The 24,095-nt window shown below is 64.9% G+C and carries 21 protein-coding genes and 1 pseudogene; 14 read left to right on the top strand and 8 right to left on the bottom strand.

All coding sequences use genetic code 11. The annotated features are described in order from the left end of the window. The first annotated feature begins 25 nt into the window (after positions 1-25). From EPN51_RS23765 to EPN51_RS23745, 5 genes and pseudogenes are all read left to right on the top strand, one after another. Positions 26-1,351, top strand: a complete 1,326-nt coding sequence (locus tag EPN51_RS23765; RefSeq protein WP_293047555.1) for a TetR/AcrR family transcriptional regulator — start codon at positions 26-28, stop codon at positions 1,349-1,351. A gap of 165 nt (positions 1,352-1,516) precedes the next feature. Then, a pseudogene (locus tag EPN51_RS23760) lies at positions 1,517-2,935 on the top strand (fatty acid--CoA ligase family protein); the annotation flags it as partial. 126 nt (positions 2,936-3,061) lie between these two features. After that, positions 3,062-3,889, top strand: a complete 828-nt coding sequence (locus tag EPN51_RS23755; protein ID WP_293047589.1) for an enoyl-CoA hydratase-related protein — start codon at positions 3,062-3,064, stop codon at positions 3,887-3,889. A 100-nt stretch (positions 3,890-3,989) separates the two neighbouring features. After that, positions 3,990-5,132, top strand: coding sequence for an acyl-CoA dehydrogenase family protein (locus EPN51_RS23750; protein WP_293047553.1), 1,143 nt, complete (start codon positions 3,990-3,992; stop codon positions 5,130-5,132). Between the two features lie 38 nt (positions 5,133-5,170). Beyond that, positions 5,171-5,893, top strand: coding sequence for an enoyl-CoA hydratase-related protein (locus EPN51_RS23745; protein ID WP_366509471.1), 723 nt, complete (start codon positions 5,171-5,173; stop codon positions 5,891-5,893). Positions 5,894-5,915: 22 nt separating this feature from the next. Here EPN51_RS23745 and EPN51_RS23740 read toward each other — a convergent pair whose 3' ends face one another. Next, entirely contained in the window at positions 5,916-6,098 is a 183-nt protein-coding gene (locus EPN51_RS23740) for a hypothetical protein (protein ID WP_293047549.1), read from the bottom strand. A gap of 18 nt (positions 6,099-6,116) precedes the next feature. Next, positions 6,117-7,028, bottom strand: coding sequence for a spirocyclase AveC family protein (locus EPN51_RS23735; RefSeq protein ID WP_293047547.1), 912 nt, complete (start codon positions 7,026-7,028; stop codon positions 6,117-6,119). A gap of 156 nt (positions 7,029-7,184) precedes the next feature. On the opposite strand from EPN51_RS23735, the gene EPN51_RS23730 reads away from it, so the two are divergent. From EPN51_RS23730 to EPN51_RS23710, 5 genes are all read left to right on the top strand, one after another. Then, positions 7,185-7,646, top strand: coding sequence for a MarR family winged helix-turn-helix transcriptional regulator (locus EPN51_RS23730; RefSeq protein WP_293047545.1), 462 nt, complete (start codon positions 7,185-7,187; stop codon positions 7,644-7,646). Between the two features lie 99 nt (positions 7,647-7,745). Then, positions 7,746-8,945, top strand: a complete 1,200-nt coding sequence (locus EPN51_RS23725; RefSeq protein ID WP_293047543.1) for a cytochrome P450 — start codon at positions 7,746-7,748, stop codon at positions 8,943-8,945. Positions 8,946-8,994: 49 nt separating this feature from the next. Next, entirely contained in the window at positions 8,995-9,834 is an 840-nt protein-coding gene (locus EPN51_RS23720) for an SMP-30/gluconolactonase/LRE family protein (protein WP_293047541.1), read from the top strand. A 3-nt stretch (positions 9,835-9,837) separates the two neighbouring features. Then, the gene (locus EPN51_RS23715) at positions 9,838-11,235 is read left to right on the top strand and encodes a phosphotransferase family protein (RefSeq protein ID WP_293047539.1); all 1,398 of its coding nucleotides are present in this window, start codon (positions 9,838-9,840) and stop codon (positions 11,233-11,235) included. Beyond that, on the top strand, positions 11,232-12,179 hold the full coding sequence (locus EPN51_RS23710; RefSeq protein ID WP_293047537.1) for a hypothetical protein: 948 nt from the start codon (positions 11,232-11,234) through the stop codon (positions 12,177-12,179). The genes EPN51_RS23715 and EPN51_RS23710 overlap by 4 nt, the downstream gene beginning before the upstream one ends. A gap of 24 nt (positions 12,180-12,203) precedes the next feature. Here the strand turns inward: EPN51_RS23710 and EPN51_RS23705 are convergent, their stop codons facing one another. Both EPN51_RS23705 and EPN51_RS23700 read right to left on the bottom strand, forming a co-directional pair. Further along, on the bottom strand, positions 12,204-13,226 hold the full coding sequence (locus EPN51_RS23705; protein ID WP_293047535.1) for an LLM class flavin-dependent oxidoreductase: 1,023 nt from the start codon (positions 13,224-13,226) through the stop codon (positions 12,204-12,206). Further along, on the bottom strand, positions 13,219-14,217 hold the full coding sequence (locus EPN51_RS23700) for an acyl-CoA dehydrogenase (protein WP_293047533.1): 999 nt from the start codon (positions 14,215-14,217) through the stop codon (positions 13,219-13,221). Before EPN51_RS23700 ends, EPN51_RS23705 begins: the two co-directional genes overlap by 8 nt. 249 nt (positions 14,218-14,466) lie before the next feature. Between EPN51_RS23700 and EPN51_RS23695 the strand changes: the two genes are divergently transcribed. The 3 genes from EPN51_RS23695 (at position 14,467) to EPN51_RS23685 (ending at position 17,358) form a co-directional block, all read left to right on the top strand. Then, complete coding sequence (locus EPN51_RS23695) at positions 14,467-15,666, top strand: acyl-CoA dehydrogenase family protein (protein WP_293047531.1); 1,200 nt, start codon at positions 14,467-14,469, stop codon at positions 15,664-15,666. Between the two features lie 70 nt (positions 15,667-15,736). Beyond that, on the top strand, positions 15,737-16,738 hold the full coding sequence (locus EPN51_RS23690; protein WP_293047530.1) for a hypothetical protein: 1,002 nt from the start codon (positions 15,737-15,739) through the stop codon (positions 16,736-16,738). 71 nt (positions 16,739-16,809) lie between these two features. After that, on the top strand, positions 16,810-17,358 hold the full coding sequence (locus EPN51_RS23685) for a TetR/AcrR family transcriptional regulator (RefSeq protein WP_293047528.1): 549 nt from the start codon (positions 16,810-16,812) through the stop codon (positions 17,356-17,358). Here the strand turns inward: EPN51_RS23685 and EPN51_RS23680 are convergent. Genes EPN51_RS23680 through EPN51_RS23665 form a run of 4 tightly spaced genes read right to left on the bottom strand, consistent with a single transcriptional unit; the run spans position 17,337 to position 23,186 of the window. Beyond that, on the bottom strand, positions 17,337-18,374 hold the full coding sequence (locus EPN51_RS23680; RefSeq protein WP_293047526.1) for a hypothetical protein: 1,038 nt from the start codon (positions 18,372-18,374) through the stop codon (positions 17,337-17,339). The genes EPN51_RS23685 and EPN51_RS23680 overlap by 22 nt on opposite strands. Further along, positions 18,371-19,363: a hypothetical protein gene (locus tag EPN51_RS23675; RefSeq protein ID WP_293047524.1), complete on the bottom strand. Its 993-nt coding sequence runs from the start codon at positions 19,361-19,363 to the stop codon at positions 18,371-18,373. The genes EPN51_RS23680 and EPN51_RS23675 overlap by 4 nt, the downstream gene beginning before the upstream one ends. Continuing rightward, a complete protein-coding gene (locus EPN51_RS23670) occupies positions 19,360-22,062 on the bottom strand; it encodes an NAD-dependent epimerase/dehydratase family protein (protein ID WP_293047522.1) in 2,703 nt (900 codons plus the stop codon). The genes EPN51_RS23675 and EPN51_RS23670 overlap by 4 nt, the downstream gene beginning before the upstream one ends. Continuing rightward, positions 22,059-23,186 carry an ABC transporter substrate-binding protein gene (locus tag EPN51_RS23665; RefSeq protein WP_293047520.1) on the bottom strand — a complete coding sequence of 376 codons (1,128 nt, stop codon included), beginning with the start codon at positions 23,184-23,186 and terminating at the stop codon, positions 22,059-22,061. Before EPN51_RS23665 ends, EPN51_RS23670 begins: the two co-directional genes overlap by 4 nt. Before the next feature lie 251 nt (positions 23,187-23,437). Here EPN51_RS23665 and EPN51_RS23660 point away from each other — a divergent pair, with 251 nt between their 5' ends. Next, positions 23,438-24,067: a TetR/AcrR family transcriptional regulator gene (locus EPN51_RS23660; RefSeq protein ID WP_293047518.1), complete on the top strand. Its 630-nt coding sequence runs from the start codon at positions 23,438-23,440 to the stop codon at positions 24,065-24,067. Positions 24,068-24,095 lie beyond the last annotated feature (28 nt).

The raw sequence follows: 24,095 nt of genomic DNA, 5'->3' as shown, positions 1-24,095 counted from the left end.
CGACATCGACGATGATGACGTGGCGATGACGAGTCCCGAGACGGTACGGCGTGCCGGTTACGCACCGGCCAACACGTCGGTGGGACGCCGCGGGCGGCACACCCGCGAGCGAATCCTCGCCTGCGCGGCCGACCTCTTCGTCGCCGACGGCTATCACGCGGCATCCATCGAGGAGGTTGCCCAGGCCGTTGGGGGTTCGCGCGCCACGATCTATCAATATTTCGAGAGCAAACACGAGATCGTTCTCGAACTGGCCGCCACCTGCCGGCCCGCCGTCTTCGACCATGCGCGCGGTTTGGGCGCGTTGGCGCCCGACGCAGACGGACTGCGTGAATTGCACCGTTGGCTTAGCGAATGGGCCGAACTGCACGACATGTATGCCCTGGTCTTCCTCGAGTTTCCCGGCATCGGCACCGTCGAAAAGGACGCCGCGGCCGAGTCTGGTAACGCGTCGCAGGAGTACACCGAAATCGTCGCGGGCAAGCTGCACGCCGCGGGCATCAGCGGCATCGACCCCATCGATGCGGCCGCCGTGCTCCTCCGCATTTCCCACATGCTCAACCTCAACCAGTTCCGGGACATGTTCGGTCTGTCGGACGGTGGCCGGATCACGGCTTCACTCGCGATCGCCATGCAGCGGCTGGTATTCCCCGATACACCCGCGAAGGTTCTCAGCGTCCTGGGTGGCGCACCGGAACGGCGGGCGCGCAAGAGAATTGGTCGCACGGTATCCAGAATGGCCGAATCCGACGAGCCCGACGCCTCCGCCGTTTCACCGGTCCGCCAGGACATCCTGTCCGCGGCGTCGGCCCTGTTCTCCGAGCGTGGGTATTACTCGGTGTCGATGGAGGACGTCGCCGCGGCCGGGGAAGTCAGCCGGGCGACGCTGTACCGGCACTTCAGCACCAAGGTCGCTCTCCTCGATGAGCTCAGCAGTTGGTCGACGCTCGAAAGCGAGCGCCTCAGTGCGGAATTGCGCGCGATCTCTCCGGGAAGCGCAGAGCCGCTGCGCGCCTGGCTGGCTCGCTACGTCCACTTTCATCGCGCCTATGGCGGCGTCATCCGCGCCTGGTATGACGGCGCGATTGCGCGACAACTTCCGAATGACTCTGTCGCTGGGGGCATGCGCACCTTGCATGCCGCGGTGCAAACCTTTCTCACCCGGCGTCGGTTGCTTCCGGGTGTGGATTCCGACGTGGCGGCTGCGATCTTCCTCGCCGCATTGGGGCGCCTTTCCGAGTACTCGACGGAGCGGCACCCTGCTGAGATGGACTACGACGCAGCCGGATTCATGCTGCTTGTGCTGCGGCGCGCCCTACTGGGCGAAGACGCCGACGACGACTCCGCATAGCGCTGCGGTTCCTGGCGATTCGCGCCGCCGACGGCGGTGCCGGCCGAGGGGTTTCGATGCGTGTTCGCGAGCTCCGGAGTCGCCGTTAGTAAGTTGACCTAGTAAACCACCTCGGCTAGGTTGAGGAGGCCTTACCTCGCGATTTCGAGTCCGAAGAAAGTTGGCATGACGAGCATCCAAGATGCGCTGGGGCGGTTGTGGCAGGCCGACGATGGCGCCAACATGCTGCAGAGCGGCGGTCATTGGATTTCGTGGGGCCGGATCAGAACTCTGGCAGAGCAGCTCGACGAGCAGCTCAGCGCTGCAGGATGCGGGGCCGGTGGCCGCGTCGCGGTCGTTTTGGGCAATCGGATGGAATCGGTCGCCGCGCTCATCGCGATCATGCGTGGCGAGCGCACCCTGGTGACAATCAGCCCCCTGCAGCCGGTGGAGCGGCTGAGCTCCGACCTGCTGGCCACCAAGGCCGCCTTCGTGTTGGCACCCGCCGCGCTGTGGGTGGAGGACACGTTCACGTCGGCCATGGCAGAACTGGGCGCGGCGGCGTGGAGCGTGGACGACGGGGCGCTCGTCAAGCGTTCCGAATTGACCTGCGAGCCACCGGCGGGGGAGCCGAAGGTGGCGGTCGAAATGCTGACGTCCGGAACCACCGGTGCTCCCAAGCGCATCCCGCTCAGCAGGGCGCAGTTGGAGGCGTCGTTGTCCGCGGCCCTGCAGCACAACAACCGGCCCGACGGCAGCGAAAGAGCGCCGTTCACCGGAAAGGTCGGCTTGGTCGTATTGCCGATCGTGCACATCGGCGGATTGTGGGGACTGTTGCAGGCGCTGGTCACGGCCCGCCCGTTTGTCATGCTCGAGCGGTTCAACCTGCCCGCTTGGCGCGCCGTGGTCAACGAGCACCGCCCAGCCCTGATTTCGCTGCCGCCGCCCGCGCTGCGGGCAGTCCTCGACTCTGACATCACCCGCGAAGAGCTCGGCAGCGTTCGGGCTGTAAACGTCGGCACCAGCCCGGCGGAGCCGGCCCTCGTCGATGCGTTCTACGAAAAGTTCGGCATTCCCGTGCTGATCGTCTACGGCGCGACGGAATTCTCGGGAGCCGTTGCGGGATGGACGAAAAAAGATTTTGTGGCCCATTGGTCCGATAAGAAGGGCAGCACCGGTCGCCCCTTCCCCGGGGTCCGCCTCCAGGTCATCGATGACGACGGCAATGTCCTGCCAACCGGGGAAACGGGCCGCCTGCAAGTGGCGTCGCCGCAAGTCGGCGGATCCTCAGACCGGTGGGTTACCACCAGTGACCTCGCACACCTCGACGAGGACGGTTACCTGTACATCGACGGCCGCGCCGACGACGTCATCCTGCGCGGCGGGTTCAAGATCGCGCCCGACACGGTGGCGCGCGCGCTGCGTACGCACGACGCCGTGCACGACGCCGCGGTCGCGGGCCTTCCGGACACGCGGCTGGGCCAAATCCCCATTGCCGCAGTCGAACTCCGTCCGGGCACCTCGGTGACGCCGGAGCAGTTGCGGAGCCACTGCAGGTCATCGTTGACCCCATACGAGGTGCCCGCAGAGGTGCACATCGTCGACGAATTACCGCGCGGCGCGGCGCTCAAGGTGGACCGACGGCGCCTGACCGCGATGTTGGAAGAGCTGCGGCAAGACGCCCCCGCAGCCAACGACCGATTCACGCGCGAATCAACCAAAGGAGTTCTCATGGCTGAAGCCGTCGTGACCGCTGACGCGGTGGCCCCCGCCGCCGCGCTCGTCGAGGTGCGGTCCAACGTCATGATCATCACGATCAACCGGCCGGAGGCGCGCAACGCCGTCAACGGCGCGGTGAGCACCGCGGTCGGTGATGCCATGGTGCGCGCACAGCAGGATCCAGAGATACGCGCCGTGGTAATCACCGGGGCCGGCGACAAATCGTTCTGCGCCGGGGCCGATCTCAAGGCGATCTCGCGGGGCGAGAGCGTGTTGCATCCCCACTACCAGGAGTGGAGCTTCGCCGGCTACGCGAACCATTTCATCGACAAGCCGACGATCGCGGCCGTCAACGGTACGGCGCTCGGCGGCGGTACCGAACTCGCCTTCGCCAGTGACCTGGTCGTGGCGTGCGAAAGCGCTTCCTTTGGGCTGCCCGAGGTAAAGCGCGGCCTCATCGCCGGCGCGGGGGGCGCATTCCGCATCGTTGACCAACTGCCCCCGAAGGTGGGCCTCGGGCTGCTCTTCACCGGTGATCCGATGACCGCCGCCGAGGCCCTGCGGTGGGGTCTGATCAACGAGGTGGTGCCCGATGGTCCGGGCAACCCGGCGCTAAAAGCGGCGCTGGCGCTGGCGAATCGCATCGCCGTCAACGCGCCGCTCTCGGTGCAGGCGAGCAAGCGCATCGCCTATCGGGCCGACGACGGAGTCATGTCCAACGAGACAGCGGACTGGTCGCGCACCGCCCATGAATTCGACGTTCTACTCAAAAGTGAGGACGCGAAGGAGGGCCCGCTCGCCTTCGGCGAAAAGCGCCAGCCCGTGTGGAAAGCGCGCTGACCCCGGCGGCTTCGACCAGGACGGTCAGCGTCATCAGGTAGCTTCTCGGATATCAGGCAAGGTCGGCGTCCAGATGCGCCGCCGTCACGGAGAACAAGACATGAAGCGACAGATTTTTGAGGCCGAGCACGAGGCCTTCGGGGACACCACTCGACAGTTCATCGAGCGCGAACTGGTGCCGCACGCCGAAAAGTGGGAAACCGAGCGCATCGTCGACCGCTCCGCGTACGCGGCCGCGGGAAAGTACGGGCTGATCGGGTTCAACATGCCCGAGGAGTACGGCGGAGGCGGTGTCGACGACTTCCGTTTCAATGCGATCGTCAACGAGGAGATCGCCCGTTACGGCGGACCGGCCCCGGCGCTGAGCTTGCAGAACGACGTCGTTGGCCCGTATTTCAAGAACCTGGCCAATGACGAGCAGAAGAAGCGCTGGCTGCCAGGGATCATCAGCGGTGAGCTGATCCTCGCCGTCGCGATGACCGAACCGGGCGCGGGTAGCGACCTGGCCGGCATCCGCACCTCGGCCGTCCGGGACGGTGACGACTGGATCCTCAACGGCTCCAAGACCTTCATCTCGGCGGGCATCAACAGCGACCTTGTCGTCGTCGTCACCCGCACCGATCCCGAGGCCGGCCACAAAGGCTTCACACTCTTCGTCGTCGAACGGGGGATGGACGGCTTCACCCGCGGGCGCAAACTCGACAAGATGGGCCTGCACTCCCAAGACACCTCCGAACTGCATTTCGAAAACGTCCGGGTGCCCTCGGCCAACCTGCTCGGCGAAGAAGGCCGCGGTTTCTATCACCTCATGCACAACCTGCCCTCCGAACGGCTCGGGATCGCCATCACCGCCATCGCCGGAGCGCGCGAAACATGGCGGCAGACACTGCAGTACGCCAAGGACCGCAAGGCATTCGGCCAATCCATCGGTAACTTCCAGCACAATCGCTTCCTGCTGGCCGAGATGGACACCGAACTCGACGTCTCCGAGCGCTACATCGACCGCTGCCTGCAGGGAGTGCTCGACGGTGACCTGAGCGCGGTGGAAGCCGCGAAGGCCAAGTGGTGGTGCACCGAGGTGGCCAAGAAGGTCGTCGACGGGTGCGTGCAGTTGCACGGCGGCTACGGCTACATGCTGGAGTATCGTGTCGCCCGCGACTACTGCGACGGCCGCATCCAGACAATCTTCGGTGGCACCACCGAGATCATGAAGGACATCATCGGTCGCGACTTGGGCCTGTAGCCGTGACTGCGGGCGTCTCGTGCCGCCGCGATGATGCTGTGTTGCGCATCGTGCTCGACAAGCCCGAGAAGCTGAACGCGGTCAACACGCCCATGCTCGTCGCTCTTCGCGAGGCGATTTCGGCTGCCGCGAGCGATGATTCGGTCCGCGTCATTACGCTGACCGGTGCTGGTCGCGCGTTCTGCGCCGGCGGTGAGGTCGGCGGCGAGGACATCGGGGGCGCGGGCGCCGCGGCGGCCGAACTGGTCGAGGTCCTCACCGGGTCGCCCAAGCCGGTTGTTGCCGGCGTCCGCGGTGCGGCCGTCGGCGTGGGATGCTCGCTGGTACTCGCCTGTGATCTGGCGGTCGTCGCGGAATCGGCGTTCTTCCAGTTGTCGTTCACAAAGATCGGCTTGATGACCGACGGCGGGGCGTCGGCGCTGATCCCGGCGTCCATCGGCCGTGCGCGGGCGGCGCGGATGGCTTTGCTCGCCGAGAGGATCACTGCCACAACAGCATTTGAGTGGGGCATGATCTCGCACGTGGTCCCCGACGAAGCCTACGACGCGGAGTTCGAGGCCGTGACGCAGGCCCTGGCCGGCGGTCCGACGCTGTCCTATGCCTGGATAAAGCGCGCGCTACGGACTGCGGCGCTGTCCGAGTTGGGGGAGACGCAGGGCGTCGAGATCCGGGGCCAGGAAGCCCTGCATCGCAGCGAGGACGTTCGCGAAGGCGTGCGGGCTTTTCGTGACCGACGCGAACCACGCTTTCGCGGACGTTAATCACTGTCTCCGATTTTCCCGCTTACACCTTGAGCACGATTCCTTGGGTGAGCGCGACGATGATCGCGAGGATGGTGACAAAGGCAAGGCTGCCGAGCAGCAGTCCGACGGTTTCTCGCCGCAGGCCGGTATCGGTCGCAGGCGGCAGAAAGAACTCGGGGGGAAGGTCTTTCATGTTGACGCGGCGACGTGGTCGTCTAGGCACGATGCTGGCCCTTTCAAATCACGGAACGTAAGGACTGTCAACGCCGCTCAACGCCCGGAACAGCACCAACGGCACGGCGAGGACACAAAAGCTGACCTGGAAGCAGACGAACCAGGCGCCCAGCCGTAGCAACTCGAATTTCCAACGGGCGATGGTGACGTCGTAGTTGAGGTAGTCGTCGAACTCCTGCTGTTTGGTTTTGACCACTGGTCGCGTGGCCACCTCTACGGCAATGCCTGCGCCCGCGGTGTCGACAGCCGGCGTCGGCGGGGTGGTTTTGGGAACGGTGAAGTGCTGCAGGCCGCAGAACCGCTCCAGATGGTTGAGGCCACGGATGGGTGGTTTGCCGGCCCAGTAGGCGATGAGGTTGGGCCACACGCACATCAGACCGATGGTCCACACTAGGGTGATGCGCCCGCCGTTGGGCCACTGGAGGACGGGGCCCATGCCGGGGTCGTAGGTCCACCAGCCCATCGCTGTGGCGGTGCCTTCCACGACGAAGTCCCAGACATAGTTGACCGGAATAGCCAGTATAAGAAGAGATTTGAGCATGCTCCAGCCGGTGCGCGAGGCCACCAACTGACTCAGCCACAGCACCAAGATGGCGTGTACACCCCAGTAGACGGCATAGGCGAATGGCATGAACAGCGGATCGTTGGGTGTCTTCAGCGGCAGCCACTCCAGCAGATGGTGTCGGGCGAAGGTCGGGCTGTAGAACAGCATCTGTCCCCAGTCGCCCACGGTTTCCATCCAGTAGATCGCCATGCTGTTGAACAGGAACAAGAAGCCCCAGGTGAACCGGCGGCGACAGATTACGCCAGCGATCACCAGCACGATGAACAGGCTGCCCACGATGGGGATCACCCAATTGAAGAACCACACCCCGGCCGGCTTCAGCGTGGATGGGGGAACCAATTCGGCGCCTGCCATAAACGATCTCATGCCACCTGCCAGCCTGCGGATATAGTGAAGTAAGCTTTACTAATTTTCGCCGTGATGTCAACTGCCAAGCGCGTGAGGCGCTAGTCTGCAGTAATGCGAGGGAGAGCGGAAGGCGGCAGCCCGCGGTCGCGCCGGGACTCCGAGGTGGATTACCGCGCTATCGAAGAGTTCGTCACGGAGTCGTTGCAGCGCCACGCCATCGACTTCGGTGAGTGGATGGCCGCAACGAGCAGCCAACGAGCTCATGCGCGCGGCTACAGCACGCTGCGGCGCGTGCATAATCGGGTCTTCGTGCACCTGCGCCTCGACGGCAGCAGGATCGTGGATATCGCTCGGGCCGAGGGTGTCTCGAAGACGGCAATCGGGCAACTGGTCACCGAGCTCGAGCAACTCGGATTCGTTGAACGCCGTGCGGACCCAGCGGACGGCCGAGCCAAGAAGGTCTTCTATACCCGCAAGGGACTCGAAATGCTTGATGAGGCCTGCTCGATTGGGAAGACCATAAACGCTGACCTCGTTGCCGTGTTGGGTCAACGTAAGTTCGACCAGCTCGCAAAGTTACTCGCCGAAGCCTTCCACGCGAAGGACGATGTGCCGCCTCGGTGATGTAGGCAGCGGTAAATTAGCGAAGCCTGCTTGACTATTTTCCGCGAGATGTGTTGGCATTGTAGCGACAGTGCATGGCGCAATGGCGGGAGTTCACTGGTGAGTAGTCCAACGGAAGCCTGCCCGGCCTACCAGTTTGTGCGGGGCGGTGACCCCGCCTGCTCCAACTTCAGACGATTGGATCGGTTACAGGCCGAGAACCGGCCCTTCTTGCGTGCCGACGAAGCTTCGGGTTACTGGGTCTTCACAGATCACGATGCAATCCTCGAGGGACTGCAGCATCCTGAGTTGTTCTCGAATGCGGTGATGGTTCCGATAGAGCCGGAACCACCGTACAAGTGGATCCCGATCATGCTGGATCCGCCGGACCACAGCAAGTGGCGCCATGTGCTCGGGCTCTATTTCTCCCCGGGGCGGATCAACAGTCTGGAGTCCGAGCAGCGCGCGTTTGCAGTCAAACTCATCGAAAAGTTTCGCGCCCAAGGGGAATGCGACTTCTATGCAGACTTTGCCGCGGTGTTCCCGACGACGATCTTCCTGCAGATCATGGGACTGCCGATCGACCGGCTCGACGATTTCATGGTGTGGGAGGCAAAGATTCTGCACGCTACCCCGGAGAGCGATCCGGATCGATCGATCACCGTGGGTGCCATGATGGAGGTGATGGCTTACTTCGGGGACTTGATTACGCAGAAACGTGACGATCCGAGCACCCGAAGCGACGACATCGTCAGCCATGCGATCGACTGGAAGATCGACGGGGCATCGCCGACCGACGAGGACCTGTTGTCATGCATGCTGCTGCTGTTCATGGCCGGCTTGGACACGGTGGCCGGGCAGTTGTCGTACGCGTTCTACCACCTGGCAACTCATCCCGCGGACCGGCACAAGATCGTGACCGACCCAACGATCATTCCGCTGGTGGTCGAGGAACTCGTCCGCGCGTACCCGATCGTCCAGACGGCGCGAATCGCCACCCGCGACACTGATTTTCACGGTTGCCCGATCAAGCAAGGCGATATGGTCGCTTTCCCGTTGGGCATGGCCAACCGCGACCCGAAGGAGCATCCACGTGGCGGCACCGTGGATTTCGACGCGCCCAGGCCGCGGCACATCGGCTTCGGCGCTGGGCCGCATCGGTGCCTCGGCTCTCACTTGGCCCGCCAGGAGATGGCCGTCGTGCTCGACGAGTGGCATCGGCTCATCCCTGATTACGAGGTCGCCGACGAGGCAGCGGTGGTCGAACACAGCGGCGGGGTGTACAGCCTCGACCGGCTCCCGCTTCGATGGAACCCCTGATCGATTCCTCGCTGAAAACGTTGTGAATCAATACTTTTGGAAGGAACCAGTGGAGCTACCCGAGAAGTCTTTCATCGGGGACTTGTCGTTCCCGGAGGCGCCGCGCTGGCGCGCCGGACAGCTCTGGTTTTCGGACATGGTCGCCAAGCGGTTGTGCACCGCCGACCCTGGGGGAACCGTTCGGACGGTCGCGCGGTTCGACGAAATGCCCGGTGGCGTCGGGTTTCTTCCCGATGGCACACCGCTGGTCGTCGGCATGTCCTCGGCTCGCGTGTTCGCCGTCCGCAATGGCGAGGCTGAGGTGTACGCGGAACTTGGGGACGCCGCGGCCGGTCACTGCGACGATATGGTCGTGTCACCGGACGGTACCGCCTACGTCGGTGCGATCGGCGAGGTGACCGCTGACATGGAGGGTGCGCCGGCAGGTGGGGGGATCGTCTCAGTTACGCCGGACGGGCAGGTTATCCGCGACGCTGACGAGCTTGCGTTTCCGAACGGTGCCGTCGTCACCAACGATGGCAGGTTGTTGGTCAATGAGACGTTCGCCGAACGAATCACGGCCTTCGACATCGACGGGGACGGCCGGCTCACGAATCGCCGGACGTGGGCGGAGCTGCCCCGCACGCATCCGGACGGGATCGCGGTCGACGCGGACGGCGCCGTGTGGGTTGGCTGCTATCTGGAGGGGCAGTTCGTCCGGGTATTGGAGGGCGGCGAGATCACCGACGTGATCACCACCGGTGACCGTTGGGCGACGGGCGTCGAGCTGGGCGGTCTCGACGGGAAGACGCTGTTCTTGTGCACGGCCGACACGGACGTGCGGCGGTTCTTCGCCGGGGACTCGCACGGCCGGATCGACGCCGTCAATGTCGACGTCGGAGTGGCCTGACGCATGACAGTGACCACTGAACCGGCACAGGGTCTTCCGCCCGCGATCACCTCCTGGCTGCAGGAGGTCACCGGGGCCGCCCACGTTCACGCCCGGCGTCGCCCCGGGGGCGGCAGGCGCCAAGCCTGGCTCGTCGACGTCGAACGCGATGACGGTCCCCTCGAGCCGCTCTTCCTGCGCTTCGACTCATCAGATCCCGCTAAGACCGGCGATCCGTTCACGCTCGACCGCGAGGCGCGTTTCTACGCGGCACTGCAGGACACGGAGGTACCGGTGCCCCGATTCGTCGCGTCTCATCCGTTGCTTCAGGCCGTGCTCTGCGGTCGCGTCGAGGGCGAGACGTGGTTCTCCCGGCTCAAAGATGAGCGCGCGCGGCTGGCGATCGCGCGGGAGTTCATGGGCATACTGGCAGCCCTGCACCGCGTCGATCCCGCGCGGGTGCGGCTGGATGAGCCCCGCCGGCCACTACGGGCTTGTGTCGAGGCGGACATCGCCCGGTGGGAGGCGCTCTACCGGTTCGGCGATCCGCCGAAGGACCCGACGATCGAATTCGGCCTTGCCTGGCTGAAAGCCAACATTCCCGACACGGATATCGATCCGGTCATCGTTCAGGGGGACACCGGTCCCGGCAACTTTCTCTACGCCGACGGCCGCATCACCGCCGTACTCGATTGGGAGCTAGCCCATTTCGGTGACCCGATGGAAGACCTTGGCTGGCTGGCGTTGCGGGCAGTGCAGGAACCGTTCACGTGTTTCGCCGATCGACTGGCCGAGTACGAGACCTTTTCCGGCACTGCTCTCGACCTCGGTCGCGTGCGGTACTACCGGCTTTTCGCCGAATTCAAAGTGGTGATTCTGGGCTTCCGGCGCACGGTCGAACGCGGGGTGCACGGTGAGATCGGCAATGCGCTCATCTACGAGGCGCTGCATAACACGCTGTTCGCCGAGGCGCTTGCCGAACAGTATGGGCTCAAGGGGCTGACCCGGGTAGAGCTTGACGGCGCTTCCACCGAACGCCAACAGCTCTATGACGTCGTCCTGGCGCAACTCAGGGACATCATCGTCCCTGGCATCGACGATCCCTTCGTAGCGCTGCGCGCAAAAGGATTGGCCCGCATTGTCAAATACCTCAGTGCAGCGGATCGCCACCGGGAGTTGGTGGAGCGGCACGAACTCGACGCGTTGGAGAAGGTGAGGCGCCGGCGGCCGAGGACAGTTGGCGAGGGCCGCCGCGAACTCGCGGACACTATCGGCGCCGAATCTCTCTCCGACACCAACATCGTTGCCTACCTGTGGGTCCGGGCTCATCTTCAGCATGAGTTGATGCGCCCGGCGATGGGAGTGCTGGCCGAGCGACGGTTCGATCCGCTGCCTGACGACGTCAATCCGGAACAGCGGTGACAATCGAGAACGCGTTCGGGCCTCACGACGACGCGCTACATCGCCCGGGGGACGGCCACTACGAGACCGAGACGTTTTGGTACTCGTTCGTGGTGCCGGAGCGAACAATTGGTGGATGGATGTACGCCTCGGTGCGCCAGAACGCAGGCGTCACGGCCGGCGGCATGTGGATGTGGGATGCCGCTACGGCCCACCCGATCGATTCACCGTTCTACGAGTACTTCGCGCATTTGAAGCTGCCGGCCGACCCCGGACCGGAGCTGATCACGTTCCCCACGGGGATGCGCGTCGAGGTCCGCGAACCGCTGATGGTCTACGACATTGCCTACGACGACCGGGCGCGGATGGACGCGCGATTGCGATTTGAGGCCGCCGAACCGCCCGTGCCGTTGCGAACCGGTGAACCGCCCTATCCCAAGGCGCACCATTTCGACCAGACCGGCCGGGTTAGCGGGACGGTGACACTCGACGGCGACGCCATTGCCGTCGATTGCTTCGCGATGCGCGACCGATCCTGGGGCCCACGGCCCGAGCGGGGATACCGCCGCGTCGGCTATACGTGGGCCGCCGGATCGGCGTTGAGCCTGCTCACCTATACCGCGCCGGTCGGCGAAGGTGCCGAGCACGTGTATTCCGGTTACCTACGCCGAGGAAACCGGATCTCACGAATTGTCAACGGTGTCAGGCACGTCGAGCGACATCCCGTGGAACGCTGGGTCAGCGTGGTCAGCCTGGACGCCGAGACCGAGAACGGCAACCGGATCCGGGGCCGCGCCACGGCGGTGAGTCGGTTGCTGCTCTCGATCGGCAACCACGTCTGCGTGTGCACGCTGTTGGATTGGGACCTGGACGGCGAGCGGCTGGCGGGCGAAGACCAAGACGTGTGGCCTATCCCGGAATGGCGCCTTCTCCGCGCCGCGGGCAGGCGCGCAGGGCAGTCATAGCGCCGGTGCGCGCGCCCGCCCGGATCAGTCGAGATTCGCGGCGAATTCGATCGCCGAGGCGTCGTAGACCGCCTTGCGGCGGCGCCCGACCAGGAAGCTGGGCGGGGAGATGAAGACCGTCTCGGGTAACCGGTTGCGCGCCTTGATCATCTCGGCGGCCTGACCGCGGTCTCCGCAGACCGCGATTGCCCACACCATCTCCTCGGTCACATGATCGGCGATGCTCTCGGGCGGGCCCGACCGAAATGCTTTGCGGATGGCCTCAACTCGGTCCTGCCAGCCGTGCAGCGCAACCAGGGAGTCGTAAGTCCGCACCGTCAGGTAGAACGCGATCTGAAGTTTGGCCTCGCGGATCGCCCGGTCGGGGTACTCGTCGTCGATGGCGGTGATCAGCCAGCCCCAGCGATGTAACGCGGAGGTATCACGCCCGGCCGACGCGGCGCCCCGCGCCAGTTCCGGATCGATCACCTCTTCCCACCAGCGGTCGGTGAACAGGCCGTGCCCCAGCACGCCGTCCGCCGACCTGCCCGCCACCCGAACCATGATCTTGTTGAAGGCCCCGATCAGGATGGGGACGTCAAGGCGGCCGAACACCGGTGCGCGGATATCGGCGTCGACGCGGTAGAACTCACCGCTGTAACGGATCTTCTCGTCGTTCTCCGCGTGCAGATAACCCTTGATGACGTCGATGAGTTCAGCCATCCGCGGCGCCGGCCGATCCGAATCCACGGCGAACCAGTCGCGATTCATTCGGCCGGTGCCGGCGCCGAGCCCGAGGAAGACGCGGCCGGGCGCCAGCCGATGCAGCTGACGCACCGCCGAGGCATGCACGAACGGTGAGCGCGCGAAGGCATACGCGATGCCGGGTCCAACCATGGCCGTTGACGTGCTGAGCGCCATCTCTGTCGTGGTCACATAGGCGTCGCGGTCACTGAACTCCCCCGAGCAGAATGCGGCGGCCCCGGCCGCTTCTGCGCGCTCGGCCATCTCCCGGCCCGGCCACGGGAGCCCCCATCTGACCGGTCGCCGCTTTCCCGACTCAGGCATCGACGAGCACCGCCCGATGCTCGGCGACCGTACCGTCCAGCGCCTCATCGACTTTGACCCGACGGAGGAGTAGGTGCAGATCGTGTTCCCAGGTAAACCCGATGCCGCCGTGCACCTGCAGCGCGGTTCCGGCGACATCGGCGGCTGCCGCCTTCGTGTAGGCTGCGCCCGCCGCGGCCGAATGCCGGCGGGCGGGTGGCTCGGCGTTGTCCAGCGCGAGGGCGGCGGCCCACAGCGCTGCCCGGCCTGCTTCGACCCCCACCGCCATATTTGCGCAGTGGTGCTTGACGGCCTGGAATGAACCAATCGCCACGCCGAACTGCTGGCGCTGGCTGGCGTAGGAAACGGTCATGTTCAACAGTCTGGCGGCTGCTCCCAATGCGTCGAGTGCCCGGTGGACAGCCAGGGCATCCCTGATCAATGCGACGGTGCCACGGGGCAGCCCGATACCGCCTCGGATTTGTTGCCCGACCCTGGTTCTGGACCAGGTGCGGGAGAGGTCCAAAGTCGCCATCGGTATCCATTCCGGTTGGTCGATGATCGTGCAGATATCCGCATCCGCGGACTCCGCGACCACCACCACGCCCGTCAGGTCGGGGGCCATCGGCACCGCGGTCGTGATCCCCCCGCTCTCGCCGGGCAGGCGCGCCAGTCCGTAGAGGGCTTGGCCTGCGACGGCCGGTTCGGCCTGGGGTGCATCGACGAGATCGAGCAACCAGGCCGCAGTCGCAAGGTCGGCGACGGGCAGTGAACTCGCGGCCCAACCATGGGCTTCAGCCAGCACCGCCAAGTCAGCGTGCTCACCCCCGACGTCGGGGGTGAGCAAGGCCAACAAGCCCGACTCCGCCAGGTGGCTGATACCCGCCGGATCGATCGTGATCGGCTCGGAGTCAAGGGAATTACGCAGACGCGCGATGGGGTCATGTTGGGTCAACCACGCGCGTTCGGCGTCGTCGAGTTGCTGTTGTTCGTCGCTGAGCCCGAAGTTCATGGCAACCCCAACACCACGCGGTGGTCGCGGTTGAAACCGAACTTCGCGATGCTGTACGTCATAGGCAGGACACTATCATGTGCGTTCTAACCTAGTTAGCTATCTATTCGAGGCCCACGCGGATCGAGGGCGCCTCTCGGCCTGCTCGGTTGGATGCTTGACGAGGCCGTCTTGGTTGCGGGAAGCTGCAAGACGTACCCCACCAAGTTAACTATGTTTGGGTGAAGGTGCGCAGACGGAAAGCAGGCGATGAACAAAGCCGATGATGAGCGCGACTCGAGCCCGCAACTGCGCGCCTTCAGGGCGGAAGTGCGGAATTTCATCCTCGAGTACGGGCCTTCAATCCCGTACCGGGCGGGGGTGCGGAGCGCCGAAAACGAGGACGAGCACCGACTCCTCATCGATTGGGCCACCCGTCTGTTCGAAGCAGGCTACGCGGGCGCCGATTGGCCGAAGGAATACGGCGGACGCGACGGCTGGACGGCCGAGCACGCCGTCGTGGTGAGCGAGGAACTCGCCAGGGCCCGGCTGCCCGGCGTCCCAAGCGGCAACAACCTGGCGTCGCGGGCTCTCATCGACTATGGAACCGGCGAGCAGCGCCACGCTCATTTGCCGAAAATCCGGGCGGGACAAGAATCGTGGTGCCAACTGTTCTCCGAGCCTGGCGCGGGTAGCGATTTGGCGTCGCTGCGGACGAAGGCAACCTTGGACGGCGACCGCTACAAGGTGACCGGCCAGAAGGTGTGGACCACCGATGGGCACTGGGCGCGGTTCGGTTACCTGCTGGCTCGCACCGACCCTGCGGCCGCTAAACACAAAGGCATCAGCGCATTTATCCTCGATATGTCCGCGCCCGGTGTCGCCGTGCGACCGCTGCGGGAACTCACCGGGACTTCAGACTTCAACGAGGTGTTCCTCGACGACGTCGAGGTTCCTGCCAAGGACATGATCGGTGCGCCGGGGCAGGGCTGGGCGATCGCCAACGCCACACTGGCCCATGAGCGGACCGGCGTCGCCGCGATGGTCGTCAAACTGCGGCTCGCCCTTGAGGCGCTCAGGGACCTTGCGGGACGGGCGGTCACCCCCACCGGCCAAGCCTCGCTGAGCAGCGATTTGGTGCGGGATCGAATCGGCGACTTCACCGCACAGGCCGAGGCGCTGTCCGCGCTGACGATGGCCAACGTCACCCGGTGGTCTCGTGGCGCTCAGCGGATGCACGACGCGGCGATGGCCAAACTGATGTTTTCTGAGCTGAATCTCGCGATCGCTACCTTCGCGGTCGAATTAGCCGGAGAGAGTGGAATTCTCGTCGCAGGGGATGTCAATGCCGTCGACGGCGGTCGTTGGCAGGACGAGTTTCTGTACGCCCGTGCCTTCACCATCGCCGGGGGCAGCTCGGAGATCATGCGCAACCTGATCGCTGAACGTGGTCTGGGTCTTCCTCGCTGACAATCCTGGACACGAGTTGCGTGTTGCATTAATATAGCGATCGCTACATTAACGAGAGGAACATTTGCCAATGTCAATCCCGGCCTACGGTGACTTCGATTTCCAGACGGTCGTCGACACATACGACCCCAAGCTGTCCGATCTGCAGCCGCACCACCATCGGCACGGGCTGACGCTGCAGGTGCAGTACTTCTACGGCGGCCTGCGCGACGCCGACGGCGTGATGTGGGCGCTGGAGCGGAAGTTCATCGGCCCGATGACCGGCGGCCTGTGGTTTATGAACGATTCGACCGGCGACTTGAACCTGCACCCGGGTACCTTCACGTCGTCGCGCGGCGAGTCGATCCGCACCATCGAACCGTCCCGACGCGTCTGGCGAAACCACCTCATGCACACCATGTCCGAGAAATTCGGCGTGGCCACCGAGCCGCTCGAGCTGACCATCGACGATAGCGGCATTCATTGGTCGGAAGGGCAGCTGCTCGATGTGTCCGGGCCGCTGCAAGGTCCGGGGTTCCAGTTTTACGCCCCCGCGCGCGACGAACCGCTGTTCTACACGACCCAGGTCTACTGGGTCACCGGGACGATCGCCGGTAAGCCCGTCGAAGGATTCATCGGTCTCGATCACGGGTACTGGACGCACGGCCTGGAGTGGAAGGAGTACCGCTACTTCAGCGACCTCGAGATCTCCTGGGAGGTCTTCGGTAACAAGTTCACCGACGGCAGTGTGGAGTACGGCGTGATCGTCAAGGGGCGACGCGGGTGGTCCGGTGCGGCGACGTTCGACTCGGGCAGCCTGGTAGCCAAGACGGACCGGGTCAAGGCGAGCTACGATCTGGACGACGAGGGCTTCATCAACGCCGCGAAATTCGACATCGACGGGCAGGGCTACACGTTCACCGGCAGCGAGACGGGGAAGATGCGTCATTTCGGTGAGGCGCGGTGGGCCAATTACACTTCGCAAGGCGGGGTCACGCGACGGGATGGCGATGACCGCGAACTGGCCGTCGGGTACTCCTGGATCGAGTTCTTCCCAGGGCGCATCGTTGAGGAGAAACTCACCGCCCGGTGACTGGGAAATCGGAAGGTCGACGGCGCGGTTCTGGTAGGCCCCCTGCCGGGGCCGCGTCGGTTCGGGATGCATTGCTCCGTTCCGCGGCCACGCATTTCAGCAAGCACGGCTACGCCGGCGCGAGCACCCGTGCCATATTGTCCGAGGCCGGCGCGACGGCACCGGCGCTGTACCACCACTTCGGCAACAAGACTGGGCTGTATATCGCGGCGGCCGCCGCGGCTCAAGAACACGTGCTGAGCGCATTCACCGCAGCAATCGCCGATCACGCCACGTTGGCCGACCGGATGTCGGCGCTGCTGGCGGAAGCGGTCGCGCTGCGCCAGGAGCATCCGAACGTCGCCAAGTACCTCAGCGTGATCCAGCAGGATACCGCACGGCATGCGGAGCTCAGCGAATTAGATTCGTATGAAGCGCAATTCAATGTTCTGTGGCAGTCGGTGGCGCCCGGCCCGCAGCCGGAAACCGCTACGGCCGTCGCCCTCCGAGCGGTTGTCGAAGGGCTTCTTGCGGTCGGCGGCGCGCACATCGAAATGAGGGACATTGCCGCCGCGGCCGAAGTTCTGCGAAGGATTACGCGGACCGGGCTCGCCGGGGACTACCGCCGCCCACCGGTATAGCGTCGATCCAGCCCGTTGAGTGGGAACGTTTCGATCCATGCGACCGACGTGTCGGGCACCCGGTCGTCCCCGACCCGGCGCACCGAACCGGCCTGGCCGTGATACGCGTCGCCGCGCGCGGCGGCCAGTGAGCGCATCTGGCCTCGTTTGGCCGCGGTGAACCGCCATTCGGTGCCGCTGACCGCGTAAAGCGCGGTGTCAACGTACTTGTCGTTGTCCAACCGCACGTCTGCGGTGAGTTCGGTGGTCTCGACGATCGGGCCGGTTTCGTTCGCCACTACGGCAAAGCCCCAGTGTTCCTTACCCAGGCACAGGGCGCCGAACTCGTGAGTGCCGTCCCCGTAGAAGTTGGCGAACGTTACCCATGCCAGCTCGACCACGTTGAAGATCGGGCCGTTGTTGTAAATCTGCCCCGTCGGGCCGTAGAAGTTGTCCATCGACACCAGGCCGTGGACCGGGCGGCCGCGCACGTGGCCAGTGACGCGGAATGGTGTTGAAACGTAAAGGTTTCCACCGCACTCGTCGATGTTGGGGGTGTACCACTGGTAGCCGAGACCCAGTTGGGGGCCCTGCAGGTCGAGAAGATCGCCTTCCGCCCACTGAATTTCGTCGTCGGAGACGGTGATTGCGAACGGTTGGGTGGACGGGGTCGGCTGCGCGGCCACCTGAAACGACGTCTCGTCCTCGCTCAATGTCCAGCGGGCTCCCGCTCCGCGCTGGGATACCTCGAAGGCTTGGGGCGCGATCTCGAGGTTGTCCTCGCCGACGTTCGACGATAATTGCAGGCCGCCGGAGAGTTCGGTGTTCACCTTGCGCATCGGCGCCAAGAAGTTGCCGTCGTCGTCGTTCAGACAGCTCCACCAGTAGGTGGCCATCGGCCGTAAACCGAAGAACTCGCGCTCGCACCAGGCGTCACGAGCGACGAATTCGCAAGTGCTGACCAGGCTTCGGAAATCGAAGTTGCCACGTCGCCGCGACGGCCACCGCCACGAACTCAGCGGGGGACCCGCATTCATGACGCGACCGTCTGCCGCAGTGCGCCCGTGTCGATCAGCCGGCTGTTGTAGGTTTCCATCAGCGCCTCGGTGGTCCTGGGCCGCCGCTTCTCGTCTACGTGATGCGCCCAGCCCTGGCGCCAGCGGTGCCCGGCAGGAAGGTCGTGACGCACGGGGCAACGCCCGCCCTCATTCGCCTCCCACACCCAGGTCTCGCCGCCGCCGGTATAGGCGAGCTTGGCTGGGTAGGCGGATTCCGAAGCCGGCTCCCCGTCGAGCTCGGCTTCGACGACAATGTCGTGCGCTATCAGGGACGGCCCGTCGGTGCGGTGAATGATCATCAGGTTGAAGTTCTCGGTGCCGTGCACCAGGTGGCCGGCGTGTATTTCACCGTCTTCGAATTCCGTGGCGAACGCCACCCATCCGGTCTCCAGCTTCGTGATGACCGGACCCTTCATGAATGGGCGGTCGGCTTTGGTATGCATGCTGTCGTGAAAGATGAGGCCCGTCACGGGAATGCCTTTGATCGTCCCTGACGCCTTGAACAGGCGTGAGGTGTACACAAGCGGGTCGTCTTCGTCGGCGCAGTAGAACTGCAGACCCGGGCCGACCCGCTCACCGATGATCTTCAACTCGGCGCCGTCGTTCCACGCCATCTGATCGGTGGTGACGCCCATCAGCACGTGCCCCTCCGGATTGACGACCTCCCAGCGGTCACCGGAGTTGTGATGCTCGACCGGACCGCCGTAGGAATTGGTTTCGTCCATGGCGTAGGTGAAGTCGCCGCCGATCTTCGATTCCGGCAAGTGCAGAAAACGTGCGCGGTCGGCGTAGAAGCCTCGGATCGGCCACCAGTAATCTCCCGCCGCGGAACGAACCGATCCGTAGAAGTATTGCATGTTCATCGGGATGCCGAAGACATCGTTCCAATGCGCATCAGGGGTCGGTTCGATGAAGTTGCCGACCAAGGGGAATCCGTAGCGGCCGCTGGTACCAAGGTTTTCCGTCACAACAATCCTCGTTTCTCTTCGGGCCCGACAACCTCGGCCGGGATCTGATCGTTTGCGGTCTCGAGAAGTTTGATTTCGCCCGTCGAACCGTCTACTTCCACCAGGGCGCCGTGCGGGAGCCGCCGGGTTGCGTTGCGGGCGTCGACGACACAGGTGACGCCGAACTCGCGGGCCACGATCGCCGCATGCGACATCGGACCGCCGAGGTTGGTGACCACCGCGCCGGCGTAGGCGAAAGCCGGCGTGTAACCGACATCGGTGACCTCGGCGACCAGCACCTCATCCGGTTCCAGGTCGTTGACGGTGTGCTGATCGACGACGCGTACCCGCCCTTTGACGCGTCCACCGCTCACGCCCAGGCCATGAAGCACCTGCCCCGGCTGCAGTTGGGAGACGTCAGATGCCGGGGTCCACGATCCGCTGAATGCCTGCGGGGGTTGGCCTTCAGCCAACCGGTACATCTCGGCGCGCCGGCGGGCGACTACCTTTCGGGGGTCCGCGGGCAGTGCTTCCAGCTCGTCGATTTGGAAGAAGAAGATGTCGTCGATCCGATCGAGTGTGCCGCCCTCGACGAGCCGCCGCGCATAGTCGCGCAGCAAGCGACGCAGAATCCAGGTCGCGCGAACGACTCTGTCCCGGCGGACTTCGCGGTCGCGCAGTTGCCGTCCGGCTAGGCGTGTCACAAGCTTGCCGAGTGATGTGGCCGCCGGCCTGGCCAGTTGCGCAGAGTAGTTGTCCTGTTGCCGCTTAAGCGTCTTCGCGATCATCCGGGTGAACTGTTCGGGATCGTCGGCGTAGGTAGGTGAGCGCAACTCGCACTCGGCGGGCCCGCGATGGCCGACCTTGGCCAACTCCGCGAGGATCTCCCGGTGCAGCTCCGGCGCCCGCTGCCCAATGGTGGCGAGCACGTCGCTCTCGGCGGAAAGAGCCTCCACAGCTTGAGGATTGGAGCGTGCCAGGTCGGTCAGCCGCCGCAGGCTGGCGAGCGCCCGGCCACTGGCTACGCCCTGGCCCGCGGTGGGCGCTTCGCCGCCACCCAGGCGCGCGCCCGCGGTCGCGGTCGCCGTGCAGAGCAGCGCGCCCCAGGATGACAGCATCCAGCCGTGCACAACGAAATCGCGGGCCAGCAGAATGAGGCTTTCCAGGCGATTGTCCTCGAGTGCGGTCAGGTCCTCGGGCACCAGACTTTCGAGGCGATCGACGTCGCGCACGTACACGTCCGATTCGGATGTCGATCCGACGAGCAACCCGATGCCTGTCAGGCCGACCCCAAGCAGATCCCACAAGCGCCGGCCGATGCGGGGCGTCTCTTGCGGGGGACGCTCGGCGCCGAATACCGGCATGTCACTGAGTTCACGACCGAAGAAATGGTCGGTCAAACTGTCGGGGTTGGTACCCGGCATCGAGGTGGCCATGTAAAACACCGACGTCACGCCACCATAGACCCGGTGCGCGAAGGTGCCGATCGACCTGGTGGCGAACTCGCGTCCGATCACTCCGGGCAGCCGAAGCCGTTCGGCCATCGACACGCCGCCCGCGCGTAGCCCACGTACGGTGGTCGACGCGGAGGCCGGAGAGAACGGACCCGGCAGCGCCTCCGACAGGTTGGTGGCAACGAATGTCGGGAATCGGGGATCGATTGGACTGTCGAACTCTCCGTTGAGACCTTCCGGCCCAGCGGGCTGCAGCAATACGCCGTCCGCCGGTGCCTCATCGACGGCGGGAATGTCTTTCACCAGAGGCATCCGCCAGGGAATCGTGAAGACCTTCTTGCCGACCACGATTCGGCCGCGCACAGCGAGTTCGAAGTCGTCCAGGCACTCGTCGGCGTTCCAGGCAGGCGTGTAACCCCATTCGTCCACCAGTCTGCTGGTGTCCATGATCGGAAAGTTCAGCAGCAGCTCGAACTCCGCGGGGGACGCCTCGACGAGTTCGCGACGATAGAGCGCACCCATGCCGGTATCGATCAGCCGTTTTTTGGCCGGAAACAGTCGGCGCCCGAGTTTCGTGGTGATGTCCCGTACGGTGGGCTCGCCCGGGGCGGCCAGATTGACCGCCCCAGTTTCGTCTCCGAGCACCGCACGAACGAAAAGCCGGTGCACGTCGTCGGTGTGCACGATTTGCATCGGCCGGTCCGCGGAACCCTCGACGTTGGGAAACGCCGGCGAACCGAGCAGCCTCATGATGATGTTGTCGACGTCGCGCCCCACCACAATGCCGGGGCGGATCGCGACCCATTCCTTGCCGCATTGCGCGAGCATGGCTTCGACATGGGCCTTGTGGAAGGCATAGAAGTGATCCGGTGAGGGGGTCAGGGGGTCCTCTTCGGTGAGGTGCCCGTTGCCACCTGGCTGGGCCCCGTACGCCAGGACGGAGGACGCGAAAACGATTCGGCGGGAACCCGATTGATCCATCGCGTCGAGGACGTTCTGCGTGCCGCCGATGTTGATCTCGCGGGTGAGTTTTTCATCGGGGTTGGAATTGACCACCCAGGCGCAGTGTGCGACGACATCCACGCCGTTGACCGCGCACCGGACGCGATCGGCGTCGCGGATGTCGCCCTCGATGAAATCGCTGTCCGAGAACCAGTTTCGGGGACGGTGCCGGGCCAGCCCGAGGACTGTGTGTCCTTCGGAACGCAACCGGGCGGCGATGCCGCGCCCGAAGACGCCGCTGGCGCCGGTGACGGCGATCCTCATGACGGTTGCTGCCACGGTACGACCGGGGCCACACCTTCGAACGTGGTGGAGCCCCCCTGGGCGCGGCGCAAGATCAGGAAGTCGGCGCCCTTGTAGGCGCGGTGGTCGGATGGACCGAGCGTGATGATTGTTCCGGGTCCGCCGGTACACGCCGGGACGCGGCGCAGCGTGTCCATCGCGTCGCGCAGCGCGGTGGGCGTGGCGTAACGCATCCTGCCCAGGGCGAGCGCGAAGGCATGGCCGATGTCGTATCCCGTTGACAATCCCGAGGTTGCGTAGTCGTAGCCGAAGCGCTTGAGGAACCTCTCACGCACCGCGGCGAAGACCTCGTTGCGTTCGTCGTACTGGTCCACACCGACCCAGCCCTCCAGCCGCTGAGCGCGCTCTTCGCTGTACGTCGCGCTGACGAACGCCGTCGTCTGGATGCGCGGTGGATCCCACCCCATCTGTTCGAGAGCGGGCCGCACCCATTGGTTGACCCCGCCAAGGCCGAGGTACACCAGGGCGTCGGGCTTGGAGTCGCGGCAAATGGTGAGGGCCTCGACCAACTCCTCGACGCTGGTCGCCGGGTATACCGGGGGCTCGGCCGTGACGACCAAGTTGTGCGTCTGCAGGTCGTAGCGGAAGAACTCCGCGTACTCCTCACCGATCTGGGTGCGCTCGCGCAGCACGGCGATCCTGCGGTACTCGTTCGCCTCGAGCCACGCAGCCATCACGCCAGGCTCGTCCGCCAACCCTCCGTTGGCGAATGCGTAGGCGTAGTCACCGGCGAAGCGGGTGGACCCACAGATCGTGGCGGTGGGCACCTTCAGGCGCTCGATCTCGGGCAGCAGGGCGAGGCAGTTGTCGGAGGTGAACGGGCCGACGACGCCAAGCACCTCGGTCTCCTCGACGAGCTCGCGATAAGCCCTGATCAGTCCCTGGGCGGAAGCCCACGGCTGCGCGTAAACCTCGCGCACCACCACCTCGACATCGCGTTCGAGCAGTCCGCGAGCCTTGGCCTCCTCACACGCCAGCCGCACCGCATCGGGCCAGCAGTCACTGAGGCCGGGGTGCTCGGGAAGATCGATCAGCACACCGAGCCGATAGGGCTCGATGGGGCGCCCATGGTAGACGGTTGCCATATTTACTCCTTGCGCCGCTCGCCGGTGCGAGTCTGCGAGTGCGGTTCCACTCGTAGAGCTGCCACGATCATGACAAGAGTGTGGTATGTCGACGAGTTGCACTAGCCTGCAAGGCATTCGACACATCCGGTGGCGTTACTACGGTCCGGAGGCTGCCGTGCGGCATCGCGCAGGTCGAGAGTCTCACAAGTCGGAGCATAACCTGTTAAGCTAGCGGATGCTAGCTAGTGATTTCTTGGTTTACTTTGACTATGCCCACGAAGCGCCGTTCCAGCGCCGACGTTCGAGCCGAACTGCTCATGTCGGCCAGCTACCTGTTTGCGACGCGGGGGTGGGCCGGGACGTCGACCAAAGAAATCGCGGTGCGGGCGGGCACCTATGAGACTTCGCTGTACACCCATTTCGGCTCCAAGGCGGGCATTTTTTCCGCGGCGGTCGTCGAACCATTCAAGCAGTCCATCGACTCGTTTCGAAGCACATTGGCCAAGCAACCCGATGCCCCGGAGGACGTGCTGGCCCACGCGTTCGTGCACAACCTGTACGGGACCCTCGAGCAGCACCGCGAGGCGGCCACCGCCTTCGTCCTGGCTATGCAGGAGCCCGAGGCCAACGAGGCGCTGGCCCAAGCCAGAGCGGCGTTGGAATCGGTGTTCGACGACCTGTACGCCAGCGGCCGGGCCCGGGCCGCGCTCGTAGGCGAGTCCGCGCCGGGGCGGCCGCTGACCCAGCGGCTCATGGTCGGGTTGGTCGTCGCGTCGTCGGTGTTCGCTCCCTGGCTTTTCGCGGGCAACGGCCTGGCCGCGTCGGCGGACGAGATCCAAGAAGCGATCGTCAGCATGTTCCTGAACGGAATCACCACGGCAGGTAACCCCGAACGTTGAGTGCTCCCGCTCGGCTCGGCTATTCGGC

Origin of the sequence: Mycobacterium sp., from assembly GCF_004298145.1 — a bacterium.
Classification (GTDB): domain Bacteria; phylum Actinomycetota; class Actinomycetes; order Mycobacteriales; family Mycobacteriaceae; genus Mycobacterium.
Note: the sequence above shows the minus strand (reverse complement) of the source record. Positions and strands in the feature narration are given on the sequence as shown.